15 protein-coding genes and 2 tRNA genes are annotated in these 18,096 nt (G+C 66.0%); 13 read left to right on the plus strand and 4 right to left on the minus strand.

Annotated elements, in window-relative coordinates:
• Window positions 1–59: 59 nt before the first annotated feature.
• The 10 genes from dnaA (at window position 60) to VMD50_RS12880 (ending at window position 13,128) form a co-directional block, all read left to right on the plus strand.
• Window positions 60–1,619 carry a chromosomal replication initiator protein DnaA gene (gene dnaA / locus VMD50_RS12835; RefSeq protein ID WP_325428254.1) on the plus strand — a complete coding sequence of 520 codons (1,560 nt, stop codon included), beginning with the start codon at window positions 60–62 and terminating at the stop codon, window positions 1,617–1,619.
• A gap of 471 nt (window positions 1,620–2,090) precedes the next feature.
• Entirely contained in the window at window positions 2,091–3,290 is a 1,200-nt protein-coding gene (gene dnaN / locus VMD50_RS12840) for a DNA polymerase III subunit beta (protein ID WP_325428131.1), read from the plus strand.
• On the plus strand, window positions 3,291–4,457 hold the full coding sequence (recF, locus tag VMD50_RS12845; RefSeq protein ID WP_325428132.1) for a DNA replication/repair protein RecF: 1,167 nt from the start codon (window positions 3,291–3,293) through the stop codon (window positions 4,455–4,457).
• Window positions 4,454–5,008, plus strand: a complete 555-nt coding sequence (locus tag VMD50_RS12850) for a DUF721 family protein (protein ID WP_325428133.1) — start codon at window positions 4,454–4,456, stop codon at window positions 5,006–5,008. The genes recF and VMD50_RS12850 overlap by 4 nt, the downstream gene beginning before the upstream one ends.
• A 254-nt stretch (window positions 5,009–5,262) precedes the next feature.
• Window positions 5,263–7,296, plus strand: coding sequence for a DNA topoisomerase (ATP-hydrolyzing) subunit B (gyrB, locus tag VMD50_RS12855; protein ID WP_325428134.1), 2,034 nt, complete (start codon window positions 5,263–5,265; stop codon window positions 7,294–7,296).
• Between the two features lie 38 nt (window positions 7,297–7,334).
• The gene (gene gyrA / locus VMD50_RS12860; protein WP_325428135.1) at window positions 7,335–11,105 is read left to right on the plus strand and encodes an intein-containing DNA gyrase subunit A; all 3,771 of its coding nucleotides are present in this window, start codon (window positions 7,335–7,337) and stop codon (window positions 11,103–11,105) included.
• 112 nt (window positions 11,106–11,217) lie between these two features.
• Window positions 11,218–12,093, plus strand: coding sequence for a DUF3566 domain-containing protein (locus VMD50_RS12865; RefSeq protein ID WP_325428136.1), 876 nt, complete (start codon window positions 11,218–11,220; stop codon window positions 12,091–12,093).
• A gap of 71 nt (window positions 12,094–12,164) precedes the next feature.
• A tRNA-Ile gene (locus VMD50_RS12870) sits at window positions 12,165–12,238 on the plus strand.
• A 154-nt stretch (window positions 12,239–12,392) separates the two neighbouring features.
• Window positions 12,393–12,465 (plus strand) — tRNA-Ala (locus tag VMD50_RS12875).
• Between the two features lie 252 nt (window positions 12,466–12,717).
• Window positions 12,718–13,128 carry a DUF732 domain-containing protein gene (locus VMD50_RS12880; protein ID WP_414686056.1) on the plus strand — a complete coding sequence of 137 codons (411 nt, stop codon included), beginning with the start codon at window positions 12,718–12,720 and terminating at the stop codon, window positions 13,126–13,128.
• 132 nt (window positions 13,129–13,260) lie between these two features.
• On the opposite strand, the gene VMD50_RS12885 is transcribed toward VMD50_RS12880, so the two are convergent.
• On the minus strand, window positions 13,261–13,848 hold the full coding sequence (locus tag VMD50_RS12885; protein WP_325428137.1) for a TetR/AcrR family transcriptional regulator: 588 nt from the start codon (window positions 13,846–13,848) through the stop codon (window positions 13,261–13,263).
• A 168-nt stretch (window positions 13,849–14,016) separates the two neighbouring features.
• Between VMD50_RS12885 and VMD50_RS12890 the strand changes: the two genes are divergently transcribed.
• On the plus strand, window positions 14,017–15,231 hold the full coding sequence (locus tag VMD50_RS12890; RefSeq protein WP_325428138.1) for a cytochrome P450: 1,215 nt from the start codon (window positions 14,017–14,019) through the stop codon (window positions 15,229–15,231).
• A gap of 3 nt (window positions 15,232–15,234) precedes the next feature.
• Here VMD50_RS12890 and cwsA read toward each other — a convergent pair whose 3' ends face one another.
• Entirely contained in the window at window positions 15,235–15,669 is a 435-nt protein-coding gene (cwsA, locus tag VMD50_RS12895; protein WP_325428139.1) for a cell wall synthesis protein CwsA, read from the minus strand.
• A 116-nt stretch (window positions 15,670–15,785) separates the two neighbouring features.
• On the opposite strand from cwsA, the gene VMD50_RS12900 reads away from it, so the two are divergent.
• Window positions 15,786–16,334, plus strand: coding sequence for a peptidylprolyl isomerase (locus VMD50_RS12900; protein WP_325428140.1), 549 nt, complete (start codon window positions 15,786–15,788; stop codon window positions 16,332–16,334).
• 12 nt (window positions 16,335–16,346) lie between these two features.
• Here the strand turns inward: VMD50_RS12900 and VMD50_RS12905 are convergent, their stop codons facing one another.
• Both VMD50_RS12905 and crgA read right to left on the minus strand, forming a co-directional pair.
• On the minus strand, window positions 16,347–16,772 hold the full coding sequence (locus VMD50_RS12905; RefSeq protein WP_325428141.1) for a PH domain-containing protein: 426 nt from the start codon (window positions 16,770–16,772) through the stop codon (window positions 16,347–16,349).
• 155 nt (window positions 16,773–16,927) lie between these two features.
• Window positions 16,928–17,209 (minus strand): cell division protein CrgA, encoded by a 282-nt coding sequence (gene crgA / locus VMD50_RS12910; protein ID WP_325428142.1) that lies wholly within the window; start codon window positions 17,207–17,209, stop codon window positions 16,928–16,930.
• Between the two features lie 130 nt (window positions 17,210–17,339).
• On the opposite strand from crgA, the gene VMD50_RS12915 reads away from it, so the two are divergent.
• Window positions 17,340–18,083, plus strand: coding sequence for a DUF881 domain-containing protein (locus tag VMD50_RS12915; protein ID WP_325428143.1), 744 nt, complete (start codon window positions 17,340–17,342; stop codon window positions 18,081–18,083).
• The last annotated feature ends 13 nt before the right edge of the window (window positions 18,084–18,096 follow it).

Raw genomic sequence — 18,096 nt, forward strand, 5'->3', positions numbered from 1 at the left:
GTCGGCGACCGTGGTTGCCCCTCGACCCGGGATCCGCGAGAACCAGGGAGATTACGTCGTTGACCGATGACTCCGGTTCAGGATTCACGACAGTTTGGCATGCGGTTGTCTCCGAGCTGAACGGCGACTCGGCCTCGGACGGCATGGCCATCAATCGCACCGCCCTCGCCACCCCACTGACCCCTCAGCAAAGGGCTTGGCTGAACCTGGTCCAGCCCCTCACGATCGTCGAGGGATTTGCTCTGTTGTCGGTGCCGAGCAGCTTCGTGCAGAACGAGATCGAACGCCACCTGCGCGCCCCGATCACCGACGCGCTGAGCCGCCGGCTGGGGCAGCAGATCCAACTCGGCGTGCGCATCGCTCCGCCCACCGACGAGCTCGACGACGACGCCTTCACCGCAGCGGAGCCCTTCGCGTCCGGCCCGGACGCCCAGACCCTCCCCCAGGCGGCCGACGATCCGCTCCTCGACACGTCCATCGACGGCGACGAGGACGACGAAAACGGTGAGGTCGTCGGCGCCGCCGAACACAGCTGGCCCAACTACTTCACCGAACGTCCCCACGCCGCCGACCCGGCCATCGCCGGTGGAACCAGCCTCAACCGCCGGTACACGTTCGACACGTTCGTCATCGGTGCCTCCAACCGCTTCGCGCACGCCGCGGCCCTGGCCATCGCCGAGGCCCCGGCCCGCGCTTACAACCCGCTCTTCATCTGGGGCGAGTCCGGCCTGGGCAAGACCCACCTGCTGCACGCCGCCGGCAACTACGCACAGCGGCTGTTCCCCGGCATGCGGGTCAAGTACGTCTCCACCGAGGAATTCACCAACGACTTCATCAACTCGCTCCGCGACGACCGCAAGGTCGCCTTCAAACGCAGCTACCGCGACGTCGACGTCCTGCTGGTCGACGACATCCAGTTCATCGAGGGCAAAGAAGGTATCCAGGAAGAGTTCTTCCACACCTTCAACACGCTGCACAACGCGAACAAGCAGATCGTCATCTCGTCCGACCGGCCGCCGAAGCAGCTCGCCACTCTCGAAGACCGACTCAGGACCCGGTTCGAGTGGGGACTGATCACCGACGTGCAGCCTCCAGAACTGGAGACCCGCATCGCCATTCTGCGCAAGAAGGCGCAGATGGAACGCCTGGCCGTGCCCGACGACGTCCTCGAGCTGATCGCCAGCAGCATCGAACGCAACATCCGCGAGCTCGAAGGGGCTTTGATCCGGGTGACCGCGTTCGCGTCGTTGAACAAGACTCCGATCGACAAGGCCCTGGCGGAGATCGTTCTTCGCGACCTGATCGCCGACGCCAGCACCATGCAGATCAGCGCCGCGACCATTATGGCCGCCACAGCCGAGTACTTCGACACCACTGTCGAGGAGTTGCGCGGCCCGGGCAAGACCCGCGCGCTGGCCCAGTCGCGGCAGATCGCGATGTATCTGTGCCGTGAGCTCACCGATCTGTCGCTGCCCAAGATCGGCCAGGCCTTCGGCCGCGACCACACCACTGTCATGTACGCGCAGCGAAAAATCTTGTCCGAGATGGCCGAGCGCCGTGAGGTCTTCGATCACGTCAAAGAACTCACCACCCGGATCCGGCAGCGGTCCAAGCGCTGATCCCAGCCGTTCTCACCAATTTTTTTCGAAAAACTTCTCACCCCCCTGTCACACCTGTCACACCATCGCGATGTGCGTGGCGCTGTGCACAAACGGTCCAAATACCCGTGCAGCAACGGCGTTTGCATGCACACCTCTGTGCCATCCCCAGCGCGCCGCGGTCGCGCACACAGTTGTCAACGGTGTCATCCACAACCGGATCACTCCCCTAGCTGCGTCAAGGTCCGGCTGTCCCCAGAATGCACAACGCTTACTACTAGTACTGAGATCTCTCCGTAGTTTGTTCTTTGAAGTACAGCGTTGGGGACGCGCCCCGCGCCGGCGCCGTGCGCGCCCTCGACGCCGCGGCTTGTCGGCCTCTGCGATTAGCTTTCAAGATGGCCGCAGACGATCTACGGTTGTTCAGCGACTGCTAGCGACGGGCGGCTAGCCACTGTGATTTTTTCGGACACTCGGCAGGTAAGGGACGCTATGGACGCGGCGACGACAACAGCTGGCCTCACCGACTTGAAGTTTCGCCTGGTGCGAGAGTCTTTCGCCGATGCGGTGTCATGGGTGGCGAAGAATCTGCCGACCAGGCCGGCGGTCCCCGTGCTGTCCGGGGTGTTGTTGTCCGGTTCCGACGAGGGACTGACGATTTCCGGGTTCGACTACGAGGTGTCCGCCGAAGCCCAAGTTGCGGCCGAAATCGCTTCTCCTGGAAGCGTTTTGGTTTCCGGAAGGCTACTGTCGGACATCACTCGGGCCTTGCCGAACAAGCCCGTCGACTTCTATGTGGACGGCAATCGGGTCGCGCTGACATGCGGAAGCGCCAGGTTTTCTTTGCCGACGATGCCGGTTGAGGATTACCCGACGCTGCCCGCGCTGCCGGAGGGCACCGGCACCCTGCCTGCTGATCTGTTCGCGGAGGCGATCGGGCAGGTGGCCGTCGCCGCCGGCCGGGATGACACGCTGCCCATGCTGACCGGGATCCGGGTCGAGATTTCGGGCGGCACGGTGGTTTTGGCCGCCACGGACAGGTTCCGGTTGGCGGTTCGGGAGCTGACGTGGTCGGCGTTGTCGCCCGACATCGAAGCCGCGGTTCTGGTGCCGGCCAAGACGCTGGCCGAAGCGGCCAAAGCCGGGGCCGACGGGTCTGAGGTTCGATTGTCGCTGGGCGCCGGCGCGGGGGTCGGGAAAGACGGGCTGCTGGGTATCAGCGGCAACGGCAAACGCAGTACGACGCGGCTTCTGGACGCGGAGTTCCCCAAGTTCCGGCAGCTGTTGCCGGCCGAGCACACCGCCGTCGCGACGATCAACGTGGCCGAGCTGACCGAGGCCATCAAGTTGGTGGCTCTGGTGGCCGACCGGGGTGCGCAGGTCCGGATGGAATTCTCCGAGGGAACGCTGCGGCTTTCCGCGGGGGCCGATGACGTGGGCCGGGCCGAGGAGGACCTTCAGGTGGATTTCGTCGGCGAGCCGCTGACGATCGCCTTCAACCCGACATACCTCACCGACGGGCTTGCGTCGGTGCATTCCGAACGGGTGTCGTTTGGTTTCACGACCCCGGGTAAGCCCGCGTTGCTGCGGCCGGCTTCTGACGACGACAGCTCGCCCAGCGGCAGCGGGCCGTTCGCCGCGCTGCCAACGGATTACGTGTACCTGTTGATGCCAGTCCGGTTGCCCGGCTAGGTGTACGTCCGGCATTTGGGGCTGCGTGATTTCCGGTCCTGGGCGCACGCCGACCTCGAGTTGCAGCCGGGCCGGACGGTGTTCGTCGGTCCCAATGGTTTTGGCAAGACGAATCTTATTGAGGCCCTGTGGTATTCGACGACCCTGGGTTCGCATCGGGTCGGGACCGACACGCCACTGATCAGGGCCGGCGCCGACCGCGCGGTGGTTTCGACGATCGTCGTCAACGACGGCAGGGAATGCGCCGTCGACCTCGAGATCGCGGCGGGCCGGGCCAACAAGGCGCGGCTGAATCGTTCGCCCGTGCGCAGCACGCGGGAGGTGGTCGGCGTGCTGCGCGCCGTGCTTTTCGCCCCCGAAGACTTGGCCCTGGTGCGCGGCGACCCTGCCGACCGGCGCCGTTATCTCGATGATTTGGCCACGGTGCGCAGGCCGGCGGTGGCTGGTGTGCGCGCCGACTACGACAAGGCCCTGCGGCAGCGCACGGCGCTGTTGAAGTCTTTGTCCGGCGCGCGGTATCGCGGCGACCGAAGCGCCCTGGACAGCCTCGACGTGTGGGACAGCCGGCTGGCCGAGCACGGTGCGGAATTGATGGCGGCCCGGATTGATCTGGTGAACGAGCTGGCCCCGGAGGTGGAGAAGGCTTATCAGTTGGTGGCCCCGGGGTCACGGCCCGCCTTGAGCGCCTATCGCGCCAGCCTCGGCGATCGCAACCCACGAGACTCCGACGGCGTCGAACTCAACGATCGCGAATTCCTGGAGGCCGCCTTGTTGGCCGCGCTGGCCGCACGCCGCGATGCCGAATTGGAACGCGGGATGTGCCTGGTTGGTCCACATCGCGACGACCTCGAGTTGCGGCTCGGCGATCAGCCCGCCAAAGGCTTTGCCAGCCACGGGGAATCGTGGTCGTTCGCGGTGGCGCTGCGGTTGGCCGCATACGAGTTGTTGCGGGCGGAGGGCACCGATCCCGTGCTGTTGCTCGACGACGTGTTCGCCGAGCTGGACGCCACGAGGCGTCGCGCACTGGCGTCGGTGGCCGAGTCGGCCGAGCAGGTTTTGGTGACCGCGGCGGTGCTGGAAGACATTCCCGCGGACTGGGACGCTAGGCGGGTGCACATCGAATTGCGTGACGGCGACTCGGGCCGGATGTCGGCGGTGCGGCCATGACCGGCGCGGGCGAAGGGGAAGACATTGATCGGCTGGGCGGGTTGACCGGGATTGATCTGGTGCGGCGCACCCTCGAGGAAGCACGGGCCGCCGCGCGCGCCCAAGGTAAGGACGCCGGTCGGGGCCGGGCGGCCCCTGCGGTGCCGCGGCGGGTCGCCGGGCGGCGACGCAGCTGGTCGGGTCCGGGGCCCGACGTGCGAGATCCGCAACCGCTGGGGCGGCTGGCGCGTGACTTGGCGAAGAAGCGTGGTTGGTCGGCGCACGTCGCCGAAGGCACGGTGCTGGGCCACTGGCCCGCGGTGGTGGGACAGCAGATCGCCGACCATGCGATCCCGACCGCGCTCAACGAGGGGGTGCTCAGCGTGACGGCGGAATCGACGGCCTGGGCCACGCAGCTGCGGATGATGCACGCGCAACTTCTGGCCAAGATCGCCGCGGCCGTTGGCAACGGCGTGGTGACGTCGCTGAAAATCACCGGACCCGCCGCGCCGTCGTGGCGCAAGGGCCCACGCCACATCCCCGGCCGCGGGCCCCGCGACACCTACGGCTGAGGCGTTTCAAAGCCCGAACGATCCCCAGTCACGCTTTCGTCAACAGGCGCCTGAGAGCCGCCAGAACCGAGCGGACTTACATAACGCACGTCGGGACGCGCCTGGAACGAAGAAATCGTGTGCACGGCGCGGTTAGCTGGGTAGAAACGCGCCCGGAGAATCGGTGCTGGGGGTGCTTCACGGTAGAGTGGAGGGGTGCGGCTGTAGCGGTGACCGAACCGCCCGCATGAAACCCCAAGGAGAGCATTCCGACCGTGGCTGCCCAGAAGAAGAAGCCCCAATCCGGATACGGCGCTGAACAGATTACCGTTCTCGAAGGGCTGGAGGCCGTCCGCAAACGCCCGGGCATGTATATCGGCTCCACCGGTGAGCGCGGATTACACCACCTCATCTGGGAGGTGGTCGACAACTCGGTGGACGAGGCGATGGCCGGCTACGCGACCCAAGTCGACGTGCGGCTACTCGATGACGGCAGCGTCGAGGTCGCCGACAACGGGCGCGGGATTCCCGTGGCGATGCACGCGACCGGCGCTCCCACCGTCGACGTGGTCATGACCCAACTGCACGCCGGCGGCAAGTTCGGGGGTGAGAACAGCGGCTACAACGTCAGCGGCGGTCTGCACGGCGTCGGTGTGTCGGTGGTCAACGCGCTGTCCACCCGGCTTGAGGTCGACATCAAGCGCGACGGGCACGAGTGGTCGCAGTTCTACGACCACGCCGTCCCCGGAACCCTCAAGCAGGGCGAAGCCACCAAGAAGACGGGAACCACCATCCGGTTCTGGGCGGATCCCGACATCTTCGAGACCACCCAGTACGACTTCGAGACGGTGGCGCGCCGGCTTCAGGAAATGGCGTTCCTGAACAAGGGTCTGACCATCAATCTCACCGACGAGCGGGTGGAGCAGGACGAGATCGTCGACGAGGTCGTCAGCGACACCGCCGAGGCCCCCAAGACCGCCGAGGAAAAGGCGGCCGAGTCGAGCGCGCCGCACAAGGTCAAGCACCGCACGTTCCACTACCCCGGCGGCCTGGTGGACTTCGTCAAGCACATCAACCGCACCAAGAGCCCGATCCAGCAGAGCATCATCGACTTCGACGGCAAAGGCGCCGGCCACGAAGTCGAAATCGCGATGCAGTGGAACGGCGGCTACTCGGAGTCGGTGCACACCTTCGCCAACACCATCAACACCCACGAGGGCGGCACGCACGAAGAGGGCTTCCGCAGCGCGTTGACGTCGGTGGTGAACAAGTACGCCAAAGACAAGAAGCTGCTGAAGGACAAAGACCCCAACCTGACCGGCGACGACATCCGCGAAGGCCTGGCGGCGGTCATCTCGGTGAAGGTCAGCGAACCGCAGTTCGAGGGGCAGACCAAGACCAAGCTGGGCAACACCGAGGTCAAATCGTTCGTGCAGAAGGTCTGCAACGAGCAGCTCACGCACTGGTTCGAAGCCAACCCTTCGGAGGCGAAAACCGTTGTGAACAAGGCGGTTTCGTCGGCACAAGCGCGCATCGCGGCCCGCAAGGCGCGGGAGCTGGTGCGCCGCAAGAGCGCCACGGACCTCGGCGGGCTGCCCGGCAAGCTCGCCGATTGCCGCTCCACCGACCCGCGCAAGTCCGAACTGTATGTCGTGGAGGGCGATTCGGCCGGCGGCTCGGCCAAGAGCGGCCGCGACTCGATGTTCCAGGCCATCCTGCCGCTGCGCGGCAAGATCATCAACGTGGAGAAGGCCCGCATCGACCGCGTGCTGAAGAACACCGAGGTTCAGGCGATCATCACCGCGCTCGGCACGGGGATCCACGACGAATTCGATTTGAGCAAGCTGCGTTACCACAAGATCGTGTTGATGGCCGACGCCGACGTTGACGGCCAACACATTTCGACCCTGCTGTTGACGCTGTTGTTCCGGTTCATGCGGCCGCTGATCGAAAACGGCCACGTGTTCCTGGCGCAGCCCCCGCTGTACAAGTTGAAGTGGCAGCGCAGCGATCCCGAGTTCGCCTACTCCGACCGCGAGCGCGACGGCCTGCTGGAGGCCGGGCTGAAGGCCGGCAAGAAGATCAACAAGGAAGACGGCATCCAGCGCTACAAGGGTCTGGGTGAGATGGACGCCAAGGAGCTGTGGGAAACCACGATGGACCCGTCCGTGCGGGTGCTGCGCCAAGTCACTCTGGACGACGCGGCCGCCGCTGACGAGCTGTTCTCGATCCTGATGGGCGAGGACGTCGACGCACGCCGCAGCTTTATCACCCGCAACGCCAAGGACGTTCGCTTCCTGGATGTCTGATCGGTCAGACATGCCTACCCCGAAAAAACGAGGAATAGATGACTGACACCACGCTGCCACCCGGCGACGAGGCCGGCGAGCGCATCGAACCGGTCGACATCCAGCAGGAGATGCAGCGCAGCTACATCGACTACGCGATGAGCGTGATCGTGGGCCGGGCGCTGCCCGAGGTGCGCGACGGCCTCAAGCCCGTGCACCGCCGCGTGCTGTACGCGATGTACGACTCCGGGTTCCGCCCGGACCGCAGCCACGCCAAGTCCGCGCGGTCGGTGGCCGAGACGATGGGTAACTACCACCCGCACGGCGACGCGTCGATCTACGACACGTTGGTGCGCATGGCGCAGCCGTGGTCGTTGCGGTATCCGCTCGTCGACGGGCAGGGCAACTTCGGCTCGCCGGGCAACGACCCGCCAGCGGCGATGAGGTATTGTCTCACGGGAGATGCGTTGGTGCGGTTGCCCTTTGGGCAATCGGTGCGGATCGGCGATGTTGTTCCGGGCGCTCGCCCAAATTCCGACAACGCGGTTGAGCTAAAAGTCCTCGATCGGCATGGCGACCCAGTCGTCGCCGACCGGTTGTTCCATTCGGGCGAGCACCCTACCTACACAGTGCGCACGGCAGAAGGCTATGAAGTAACCGGCACAGCGAATCACCCGCTGCTATGCCTTGTCGATGTCGCTGGCGTGCCGACGCTGTTGTGGAAGTTGATCGAAGAGGTCCGCGCCGACGACTGTGTCGTGTTGCAGCGCACACCGCCGGTGGAATTCGGACCGGCGGACTGGCACGACGTGATGGAGGCACTTCTGTTGGGAGCCTTCATTAGCGAGGGTTTCGTCTCCGAGACGCGCGCCGGATTCAACAACTGCGACCGGGACTACTTCAATATGGTCGTCGGCGCGTACGACGCGGTCGTCGGAGGCCGGCGCTACGTCTCGTCGCGGACCATCGCCTCGGGCTCGACACTGCACGAACTCGATATCCAAAACCTGACGGAGCTGAAGAAGACGCGGCTCGGGGGTCTGTGCGGAGACCGGTCGGCGGCAAAGGCGATTCCCGATTGGCTGTGGCAGTCGCCGGCCGCGGTTAAAAGGGCCTTCCTCGAAGCGCTTTTCGAGGGCGACGGATCCTGTTCCGCGCTGCCGCGCAACACGATCCAAATCTCGTACTCGACACGCAGTGCACGGCTAGCCGCCGGTGTACAGCAAATGCTGCTCGAGTTCGGCGTCGTCTCAAAGCGATACCGCTACGTGGTCGGCGAGCACAAGGTCGTCATCACCAACCGTGCGCAGGCCGAGACGTTTGCAACCCAAGTGGGCTTCGGCGGTGCGAAGCAGGCCAAGTTGCGGGCGATACTGGGTTCGATGCCCGTCTACGCCGGCATGGATACAGACCATGTCCCCGGCCTGGGGGCGTTTATCCGGACCCACGCCGGTGGTTCCCGGGCCGACCGCGACTGGCTCAAACGGCACAACGTGGACCGCATCCAACGTTGGCGGACCCGCGGCGACGAGATCTTGGCGCACATCGCCGACCCCGACGTCCGTGCCATCGCGACCGACCTGACCGATGGCCGGTTCTACTACGCGCGCGTGGCATCCGTGACCGAGGCCGGTGTGCAACCCGTCTACAGCCTTCGTGTCGACACCGACGACCACGCGTTCCTGACGAACGGGTTCGTCAGCCATAACACCGAGGCGCGGCTGACCCCGCTGGCGATGGAGATGCTGCGCGAAATCGACGAGGAGACAGTCGATTTCATCCCGAACTATGACGGCCGGGTGCAGGAACCGACGGTGCTGCCCAGCCGGTTCCCCAACCTGCTGGCCAACGGTTCGGGCGGCATCGCGGTCGGCATGGCGACCAACATCCCGCCGCACAACCTGCGCGAGCTCGCCGAGGCGGTGTTCTGGTGCCTGGAAAACCACGAGGCCGACGAGGAGGCCACGCTGGCCGCGGTGTGCGAACGGGTCAAGGGACCCGACTTCCCCACCGCCGGGTTGATCGTGGGGACGCAGGGCATCGGCGACGCCTACAAGACCGGTCGCGGCTCCATCCGGATGCGCGGCGTGGTGGAGGTCGAAGAGGCCAGGGGCCGAACGTCTTTGGTGATCACCGAGTTGCCGTATCAGGTCAACCACGACAACTTCATCACCTCGATCGCCGAGCAGGTCCGCGACGGCAGGCTCGGCGGGATCGCCAACATCGAAGACCAATCCAGCGATCGTGTGGGACTGCGCATCGTCGTCGAGCTCAAGCGCGACGCGGTGGCCAAGGTGGTGCTCAACAACCTCTACAAGCACACCCAGCTGCAGACCAGCTTCGGCGCCAACATGCTGTCCATCGTCGACGGGGTGCCGCGCACACTGCGGCTGGACCAGCTGATCCGCCACTACGTCGCCCACCAGCTCGACGTCATCGTCCGCCGCACCACCTATCGGCTGCGCAAGGCCAACGAACGGGCCCACATCCTGCGCGGTCTGGTCAAGGCGCTCGACGCGCTCGACGAGGTCATCGCCTTGATCCGGGCGTCGGAAACCGTCGACATCGCGCGCGCGGGCCTGATCGAGCTCCTCGACATCGACGAGATCCAGGCCCAGGCGATCCTGGACATGCAACTGCGGCGGCTGGCGGCCCTCGAGCGTCAGCGCATCATCGACGACCTGGCCAAGATCGAGGCGGAGATCGCCGACCTGGAGGACATCCTGGCCAAGCCGGAGCGCCAGCGCGCGATCGTGCGCGACGAACTCACCGAGATCGTCGACAAGCACGGCGACGACCGTCGCACCCGGATCGTGGCCGCCGACGGCGAGGTCAGCGACGAGGACCTCATCGCCCGCGAGGATGTCGTCGTCACGATCACCGAGACCGGCTACGCCAAGCGCACCAAGACCGACCTGTACCGCAGCCAGAAACGCGGCGGCAAGGGAGTGCAGGGCGCCGGCCTCAAGCAGGACGACATCGTCGCGCACTTCTTCGTGTGCTCGACCCACGACTGGATCCTGTTCTTCACCACGCAGGGCCGGGTGTATCGGGCCAAGGCGTACGAGTTGCCGGAGGCGTCCCGGACGGCGCGCGGTCAGCACGTGGCCAATCTGCTTGCCTTCCAGCCCGAGGAGCGCATCGCTCAGGTCATCCAGATCCGCAGCTACGAGGACGCGCCCTACCTGGTGCTGGCGACGCGCAACGGCCTGGTCAAGAAGACCAAGCTGACCGACTTCGACTCCAATCGCTCGGGCGGGATCGTGGCGATCAACCTGCGTGACAGCGACGAGCTGGTCGGCGCGGTGCTGTGCTCCTCCGAGGAGGACTTGCTGCTGGTCTCGGCCAACGGGCAGTCCATCCGGTTCTCGGCCACCGACGAGGCGCTGCGCCCGATGGGCCGGGCCACCTCCGGCGTGCAGGGCATGAGGTTCAACGCCGACGATTACCTGCTGTCGCTGAACGTGGTCCGCGCGGGCACATACCTGCTGGTCGCCACGTCCGGCGGTTACGCCAAGCGCACGGCGATCGAGGAGTACCCGGTGCAGGGCCGTGGCGGCAAGGGAGTGCTGACCGTTCAGTACGACCGTCGGCGTGGCAGGCTGGTGGGCGCGCTGATCGTCGACGACGACAGCGAGCTGTACGCGATCACCTCCGGAGGGGGCGTCATCCGCACCGCGGCGCGCCAAGTCCGCAAGGCGGGACGGCAGACCAAGGGCGTGCGGTTGATGAACCTCGGCGATGACAACACGCTGCTGGCCATCGCGCGCAACGCCGAGGAAGCCGCGGACGAGGTGGTTGGGGAGGCCGAGGGCGCTGAGGACTCCTAAGGCATAAACTGCAGCGGTCCCCCGAAAGGGCCGGACAATAGACTCGGGCCGACCACACATCATCCAACTGCCACCGCGAAGCCGGCCATCGCGAAAGATCTAAGGAGTCGGGGTGACCTCACCGAACGAGCCGGGCGCCCCCAACAAGGGCGAGAGCACCAATGGGGATGGTCCGGCCGAGCGTGCCGGTGCACACCGCGCGGCGCACGTGCAGGCGGGCGGCACTCAGGGCGCCGCACGGCCGTCTCCTCCGACGCATCGCGAACCCGACGCCAAGGCCGCCACGCGGCCGGCGGGCTCGCCCACCGGTGCGGATGCGAGGCCGAACCGCGTCGTGTTCGGCACCGCCGCACCGGGTGGCGGCGCGGCCGCGCGGCCGAAGCACCCGGCGTACGAGTTCGACGCCGCGCCGGCGCGCGGCGACGGCCCGCCCGCAGAGGTCTACGCGAGCGAGTTGCCGGATCTGTCCGGCCCGATTCCGCGGCCCCCGCAGCGGAAACCCGTGCCGGAACGCAGCGCCGAGACGTCGAGCCCCACGGCGTCGCCGGGCCGGACGGCGACCGCCGAAAGCCGGGAGAACCGCGAGGGTCGCGAGAACCGGCTCCAGGTGTCGCGGCGGCCCCGCGGCCCCGTTCGGGCCAGCATGCAGATCCGCCGGATCGATCCGTGGAGCACGTTGAAGGTGTCGCTGTTGCTCTCGGTGGCGTTGTTCTTCGTGTGGATGATCGCGGTGGCCTTCCTCTACCTCGTGCTCGGCGGCATGGGCGTGTGGGCCAAGTTGAACAGCAACGTCGGCGACCTGCTGAACAACACCAGCGGCAGCAGCGGCGAACTGGTCTCGAGCGGCACCATCTTCGGCGGCGCCGTGCTGATCGGCTTGGTGAACATCGTCCTGCTGACCGCGATGGCCACTATCGCCGCGTTCGTCTACAACCTGACCACCGATCTGATCGGCGGGATCGAAGTGACACTGGCGGACCGCGACTAGCGGGGATCGATGCGATTTTGGGGGTGGGGCGGCGATTGCGGTAATCTCGTCGCTCGGCCGTACGCGAGTAAGGGCCTGTAGCTCAGGCGGTTAGAGCGCTTCGCTGATAACGAAGAGGTCGGAGGTTCGAGTCCTCCCAGGCCCACAACCATGTGCCCGTCCAGACGTTGTGTGAGGCTCGCATTGCCACTGGCAGTGGTCGCCGCGGTAGCGGTGGCCGTAGTGCGGTCACGGCGCGGGGTCGAGGTCTGGCACGTGGCGGTGCCTGACCCGCCCGGTCAGCCACCGAGCCACGACGAGGGGCCTTAGCTCAGTTGGTAGAGCACCGCCTTTGCAAGGCGGGTGTCAGGGGTTCGATTCCCCTAGGCTCCACGAGTGAAAACTGCTCAAGTGAAAGCGGGTTCGAGCGGTATTTCGGTCTAGGAGCGTCGACGCCGAATAAGCCCCCGCCGACCTCATTTGACCACCTTGCGAATCAACAGTGCGTTGATGGCTGCCCCGACAGCCTCGACCTCCGACAGGTACAGGTGCCGTCGCTGTGCGTCAATCCTGCGGCCCGCCCAAATGCGATTATTCAGGCGTTCATAAGCGGCATTTTCCCAGCCTTCTCTATTCTTCCTATTCATGTCGCTCTGGATGCACACAGAAACGACATCCTCGATGCCAAGAAGAAGGGAAGCGCATCAAATGCCCTCACCTCGCTGGCTGGCCGGAATCACCATCCCCGTGATGGTTGGCGCCGCGCTGGTAACTGGCGCTGCGAATGCGAGCGCCGATCCCACTAACGACGCATACCTCGCACAACTGCGCGCCGCCGGGCTCAGTTGGCCGGCAGGCCACGACGAGGCCCTCATCGGGATGGCGCACCTCATCTGCGACGATCTCGGGTGGGGTTGGACGCCTCAACAGATTGCCAACCAAGTCCACGCCAACTTAGACCCGACGGGCGCCACGTTGCTAGACATCGGATCCATGGTGAATATCGCGCATTCGACCTATTGCCCCAACCAGAGATGCTGGGCCCCCCACTGCTAAGTCGTCCGGGGACCCGGCCTCACGGACTTTGAGCGGCCGTCCGGCCGATGCGGATTTTGGACGCGAACGGGGTCTTCGGGCGCCGCCGCCAGCGCGGCGCCAGTGCGGGCTATATCCGCGATCACCCAGCCCTCATATCTCGTCCGACTTGCGCTTTGCGTCCGCTCGCGAACCGAGGAAGCGCTGCACCAGGGCGCGTTCGGCCGCAGGGTCTTTGAGGGGCCAGCTCCACAGTGCCAGGAAGACGCGGATCAGCCACTGCGCGGCAAGGGGGTCATCGTCGTCCGGCCCGAGCATTTCGGCCGCCAAGCCGGTAACGGTGGGTGAGCTGATTACCCAGTCGCTGACAGGGGTCGCGTGGATGGACCGCATGAGCTGGGCCAGCGGGTCCGCGCGCAGGCGTTGTAGGGCGATGATCGTCGCCGTCACTACCCGATCCGGGCCCCTCAGGCCGTTGATGGCTGCCCGGGCGGCGTCGACGATGCGAGCCGCGTGGATAGCGACGACGGCGTCGCGGATGGCCGCCTTGCCGCCGGCATGCCGGTAGATCGTTGCGGGTGAGCAGTGCACCGTGGCCGCCAATGCTTCGATCGTGAACCCCTCGTAGCCCTTCCGTGAGATGAGATCGGCGGCCGCGCTGTAAATCCTGTCGGTGGCTTCGCTACGGCGATCACGTCCCACCAACCAGTCGTCGCGCGTCCGGGCTCCTTCGTGTCGCACCCGTAGAAATACTTCTCGCACCGCGAGAATTTTCAAAGTCTTTTCTCACGCCAACGCGCTGCTGGCGTCGGGTGGGCGCTGTCAACCGAGGGTGACGCCGGCCGCGGTCGCCCCTCAACTTTGTCCTGGCCCGTTGACGCCGCAGGTGGGCGCATCCAGCCTGAACGCATGCCGGTCTTGGACAAACCGATCCAGCTCCTCGGCACCGGGGCACTACAAGATCCGTATCCGCTGTATGACCGCATGCGTGCCGAGGCGCCGGTGCACCGCATCGGCGACTCCGTCTTCTACGCGGTGGGCGGTTGGGACGCTGTGCAAGAGGCCGTCGATCGGGTCGAAGACTTTTCGTCGAACCTCACCGCCACCATGCTCTTCCACGACGACGGCACCGTCACCCCGTTCGACATGGCGCCCGCGGGAGCCGCCGCCCACGCGTTGGCCACCGCGGACGATCCGGTACATGCGGTGCACCGCAAGATCCTGTTGCCGCACCTGTCGGCCAAGCGCGTGCGGATCATCGAGGAGTTCGCCGCGCAGACCGCCGACCGCTTATGGGAGCAGAATCTGCGCGACGGTCAGATCGAGTGGATGAGCGCTATCGCCAATCGGCTGCCCATGATGGTGGTCACCAGGCTGCTGGGCCTGCCCGATGACGACGTCGACAAACTCGTCCGGCTCGGCTACGCCACCACCACGCTGCTCGACGGGATCGTCACATCCGATCAGCTCGAAGGGGCTTTCGCGGCGGCATTGGAACTATCTGGTTATGTCCAAGAGCATTTCGAAAAGGCGAGTGACACAACCGAACACGGTCTGATCGCCGATCTGGCCGCACGCTGCGCTTCGGGTGAGCTAGAGCAACTACCGGCGCTGGGCATCATGCTCACGCTCTTCAGCGCCGCCGGTGAATCGACGGCATCACTTCTGGGCAGCGCGGCGTGGATTCTGACCGATCTCCCCGCGATCCAACGGCAATTACGTAAAAACCCGGAATTACTAAGCTCATTCATCGAAGAGACGTTGCGCTTCGAGTCGCCCTTTCGTGGCCACTACCGACACGTGCGACGCGACACCACACTGGCCGGGGTCAAGGTCCCGGCCGATTCCCATCTGCTGCTGATGTGGGGAGCCGCCAACCGCGACCCGGTGCATTTCGAGGCTCCGAACGAATTCCGCCTCGATCGCACCACCGCCAAGGCTCACCTGGCGTTCGGCAAGGGCGTGCACTTTTGCGTGGGCGCCGCGCTCGCACGGCTCGAAGCCCACATCGCGTTGCGCAATCTATTGGAGCGCACCACGTGGATCGAGGCGCTCGAGGTCGGCGAATGGCTGCCGAGCATCCTGGTCCGGCGCCGGAAATGCCTGCGGCTGGCCGTCCGATAACCGCTACGGCCGCGGCTGCACGTCGACGCTGGGCGGCAGGGGCGACGGCTCCTCGCGGCCCGCACGGACCGAGCGCCGAACGATGCTGAACGCGACGGCGCCGACGGCCAGGACCACGACGGCCGCCGCGGCGATCACCCAGGGCCTGTGACGCCGGCGCTGTGCCCGGCGCGCGTCCTGCAGCGCCTGGGGCAGCCCGGCGACCACCTCTTGCGCGGCGGCCAGCTCCTCGGCGAGCATCTCTTGGGCCGCGGCGATTTCGCGGGCGAGCCGCCCCTCGCGGTAACGGCGACGGAGCTCCGATGCGGTCGATTGCGCCCCGTCGACGCTGAGTCCGATGACGCCCCGGGTGACATCGACCGGCCCCACCGCCGTGTAGGTCAGGCCCCGGGTGAGTCGCTCGCGTGGGGTTAGCCGGGTATCCGTCTTCGCGCTCATCTGCCGCCCTTCCGTGCCGCTCGCCCGATGTCTCATCAGACTGCCATCAATCGGGCACGGACGGGCATATTGTGCGTGGCCGGTTTCGGTACCGGCTGTGGGCCCGCCCGCCCGCAATGGCAGACTCTAACCCCGTGACTAACAGCCCCATTCAGACCGCTACCGCAACGCTGCACACCAACCGTGGAGACATCAAGGTCGCCCTCTTCGGAAACCACGCGCCAAAGACCGTCGCCAACTTCGTCGGCCTGGCGCAGGGCACGAAAGAGTACTCGACGCAGAACGCATCGGGCGGCCCGTCGGGCCCGTTCTACGACGGCGCGGTTTTTCACCGGGTGATCAAGGGCTTCATGATCCAGGGCGGCGATCCGACGGGTACGGGCCGCGGGGGCCCGGGTTACAAGTTCGCCGACGAGTTCCACCCCGAGCTGCAGTTCGACAGGCCCTACCTGCTGGCGATGGCGAACGCCGGCCCGGGCACCAACGGCTCCCAGTTCTTCATCACCGTGGCCCAGACGCCGCACCTGAACCGGCGCCACACCATCTTCGGCGAAGTGGCCGACCCGGATTCCCAGAAGGTTGTCGATGCGATCGCGACGACGGCCACCGACGGGAACGACCGTCCCACCGAACCGGTCGTCATCGAGTCGATCACGATCTCCTGAACCGGCCGTCGGTCAGCGCGGGTTACGGCCCGCGTAGCCGGCGTCGGTGAGCGCGTCGAGCACCTCCAGCGGGTTCGTGCCGAGGTCCCAACGGGAGAAGATCACCAACCCGCCGTCAGCCGTTTCGACCTCGAGCAAGCGGACCGTGCGCGCATGCCGGCGGAACTCGGTGATCCGGATGATCTTGATGTCGGGGCGCCGTAATACCTGCGTCCGGAACCAGCCCTTCAACACCAGGCCGTCGGGACCAATTGCCAGCTTCGGGCGCGCGCGCCAGCTCATCCCCGCAAACAAGATCAGACCGGCCGCCGCAATCCCCGTCAAAATGCGACCGGGCGGGTCTGTGACCATGGTCACACTAGCGATAGCCATCAGAACGCCGACGGCCCCACAACCAGCAATTCCGGTCGCCGAAGGCGCCCATTCTGTTTGCTGCATGGGCTGTCTAACCCCTCCCACCACTGGCTATGCGGTTATCCACAAGCGCTATCAACAGTGGGGATAAATCACACGCGTGTGATTGGGTGGTCGCATGGTTGCTGAACCAGTTACAAGCGGACCGCAAGATGAATTCATTACCCTCGCGGTCTTGGTCAGTGCCAACGCATCGTGAGCAACAACCCGGTGATCATGAAAGCGAACGCAATGGCGTAGTTCCACGGGCCGAGTTGTGCCATCCAATGCAGGGCCGCCGGCGCCTGGCTTCCGACCGCGGCCAATTGGAACACCATCAACCACACGAGCCCGATCAACATGAGACCGACAAACAGGCACACGAACCACACACTCGACGGTCCGACCTTCACTTTCACCGGCGTGCGGCTGACCCCGCTGACGGTGAAGTCGTTCTTCTTGCGGACCTTCGATTTGGGCATTTCAGTACCTCGGCATTACCTGAACAACATGTGGAACGGGACGGGGTGCGACTATAACGATGGCAGCTGCACGTATAGCTCGGCTACGAGACTAACTCACCTGGCCCCGCGACCAGGAAATGGAGAGTCGATGATTGACAGGCGCCGTTCACCATGGCGCTTCGGCGTCCCGTTGGTGTGCCTGCTGGCCGGGTTGCTGCTCGCCGCCACACACGGCGTGTCCGGCGGCACCGAGATCCGCCGCAGCGATGCGCCGCGCCTGGTTGACCTGGTCCGCGAGGCGCAGTCGTCGGTGGCCCGCCTCAGCGCCCAACGCGACGAGCTGACCAACAAGCTCGATTCGACGCACGGCCGGTCTTCGGACGTCGCGCTCGCGGCGATGCTGCGCCGCTCCGCGGAGCTGGCGGCCGAGGCGGGCATGGACCCGGTGCACGGCCCGGGCCTGGCGGTGACCCTGCAGGACGCGCAGCGCGACGCCAACGGCCGCTTCCCCCGCGACGCGTCCCCCGACGACCTCGTGGTCCACCAGCAGGACATCCAGGCCGTCCTCAACGCGCTGTGGAGCGCCGGCGCGGAGGCGATCCAGATGCAGGACCAGCGGATCATCGCGACCTCGGTGCCCCGCTGCGTCGGCAACACGCTGTTGCTCAACGGGCGCACCTACAGCCCGCCCTACACGATCACCGCGATCGGCAATGCGGCGGCCATGCAAGCCGCCCTGGCCGCCGCTCCCCTCGTCATCCTCTACAAGCAGTACGTGGTCCGCTTCGGCCTCGGCTACCACGAAGAGGTCAAGCCGGACGTGCAGATAGCCGGCCATTCCGAACCGGTCCGCACGCACTTCGCGCAGCCGGCGGGCCCGGTGGGGTACTGAGCCGGACGGTACC

Source organism: Mycobacterium sp. (genome assembly GCF_035506235.1).
Lineage (GTDB): Bacteria > Actinomycetota > Actinomycetes > Mycobacteriales > Mycobacteriaceae > Mycobacterium.

Bases quoted from the DNA above. Each gene is read 5' to 3' on its own strand.
- dnaN (WP_325428131.1), top strand. From the start codon at position 2,091: ATGGACGCGGCGACGACAACAGCTGGCCTCACCGACTTGAAGTTTCGC.
- VMD50_RS12850 (WP_325428133.1), top strand. From the start codon at position 4,454: ATGACCGGCGCGGGCGAAGGGGAAGACATTGATCGGCTGGGCGGGTTG.
- gyrA (WP_325428135.1), top strand. From the start codon at position 7,335: ATGACTGACACCACGCTGCCACCCGGCGACGAGGCCGGCGAGCGCATC.
- VMD50_RS12880 (WP_414686056.1), top strand. From the start codon at position 12,718: ATGTCGCTCTGGATGCACACAGAAACGACATCCTCGATGCCAAGAAGA.
- VMD50_RS12890 (WP_325428138.1), top strand. From the start codon at position 14,017: ATGCCGGTCTTGGACAAACCGATCCAGCTCCTCGGCACCGGGGCACTA.
- cwsA (WP_325428139.1), bottom strand. From the start codon at position 15,669: ATGAGCGCGAAGACGGATACCCGGCTAACCCCACGCGAGCGACTCACC.
- VMD50_RS12900 (WP_325428140.1), top strand. From the start codon at position 15,786: ATGGCAGACTCTAACCCCGTGACTAACAGCCCCATTCAGACCGCTACC.
- VMD50_RS12905 (WP_325428141.1), bottom strand. From the start codon at position 16,772: ATGCAGCAAACAGAATGGGCGCCTTCGGCGACCGGAATTGCTGGTTGT.
- crgA (WP_325428142.1), bottom strand. From the start codon at position 17,209: ATGCCCAAATCGAAGGTCCGCAAGAAGAACGACTTCACCGTCAGCGGG.
- VMD50_RS12915 (WP_325428143.1), top strand. From the start codon at position 17,340: ATGATTGACAGGCGCCGTTCACCATGGCGCTTCGGCGTCCCGTTGGTG.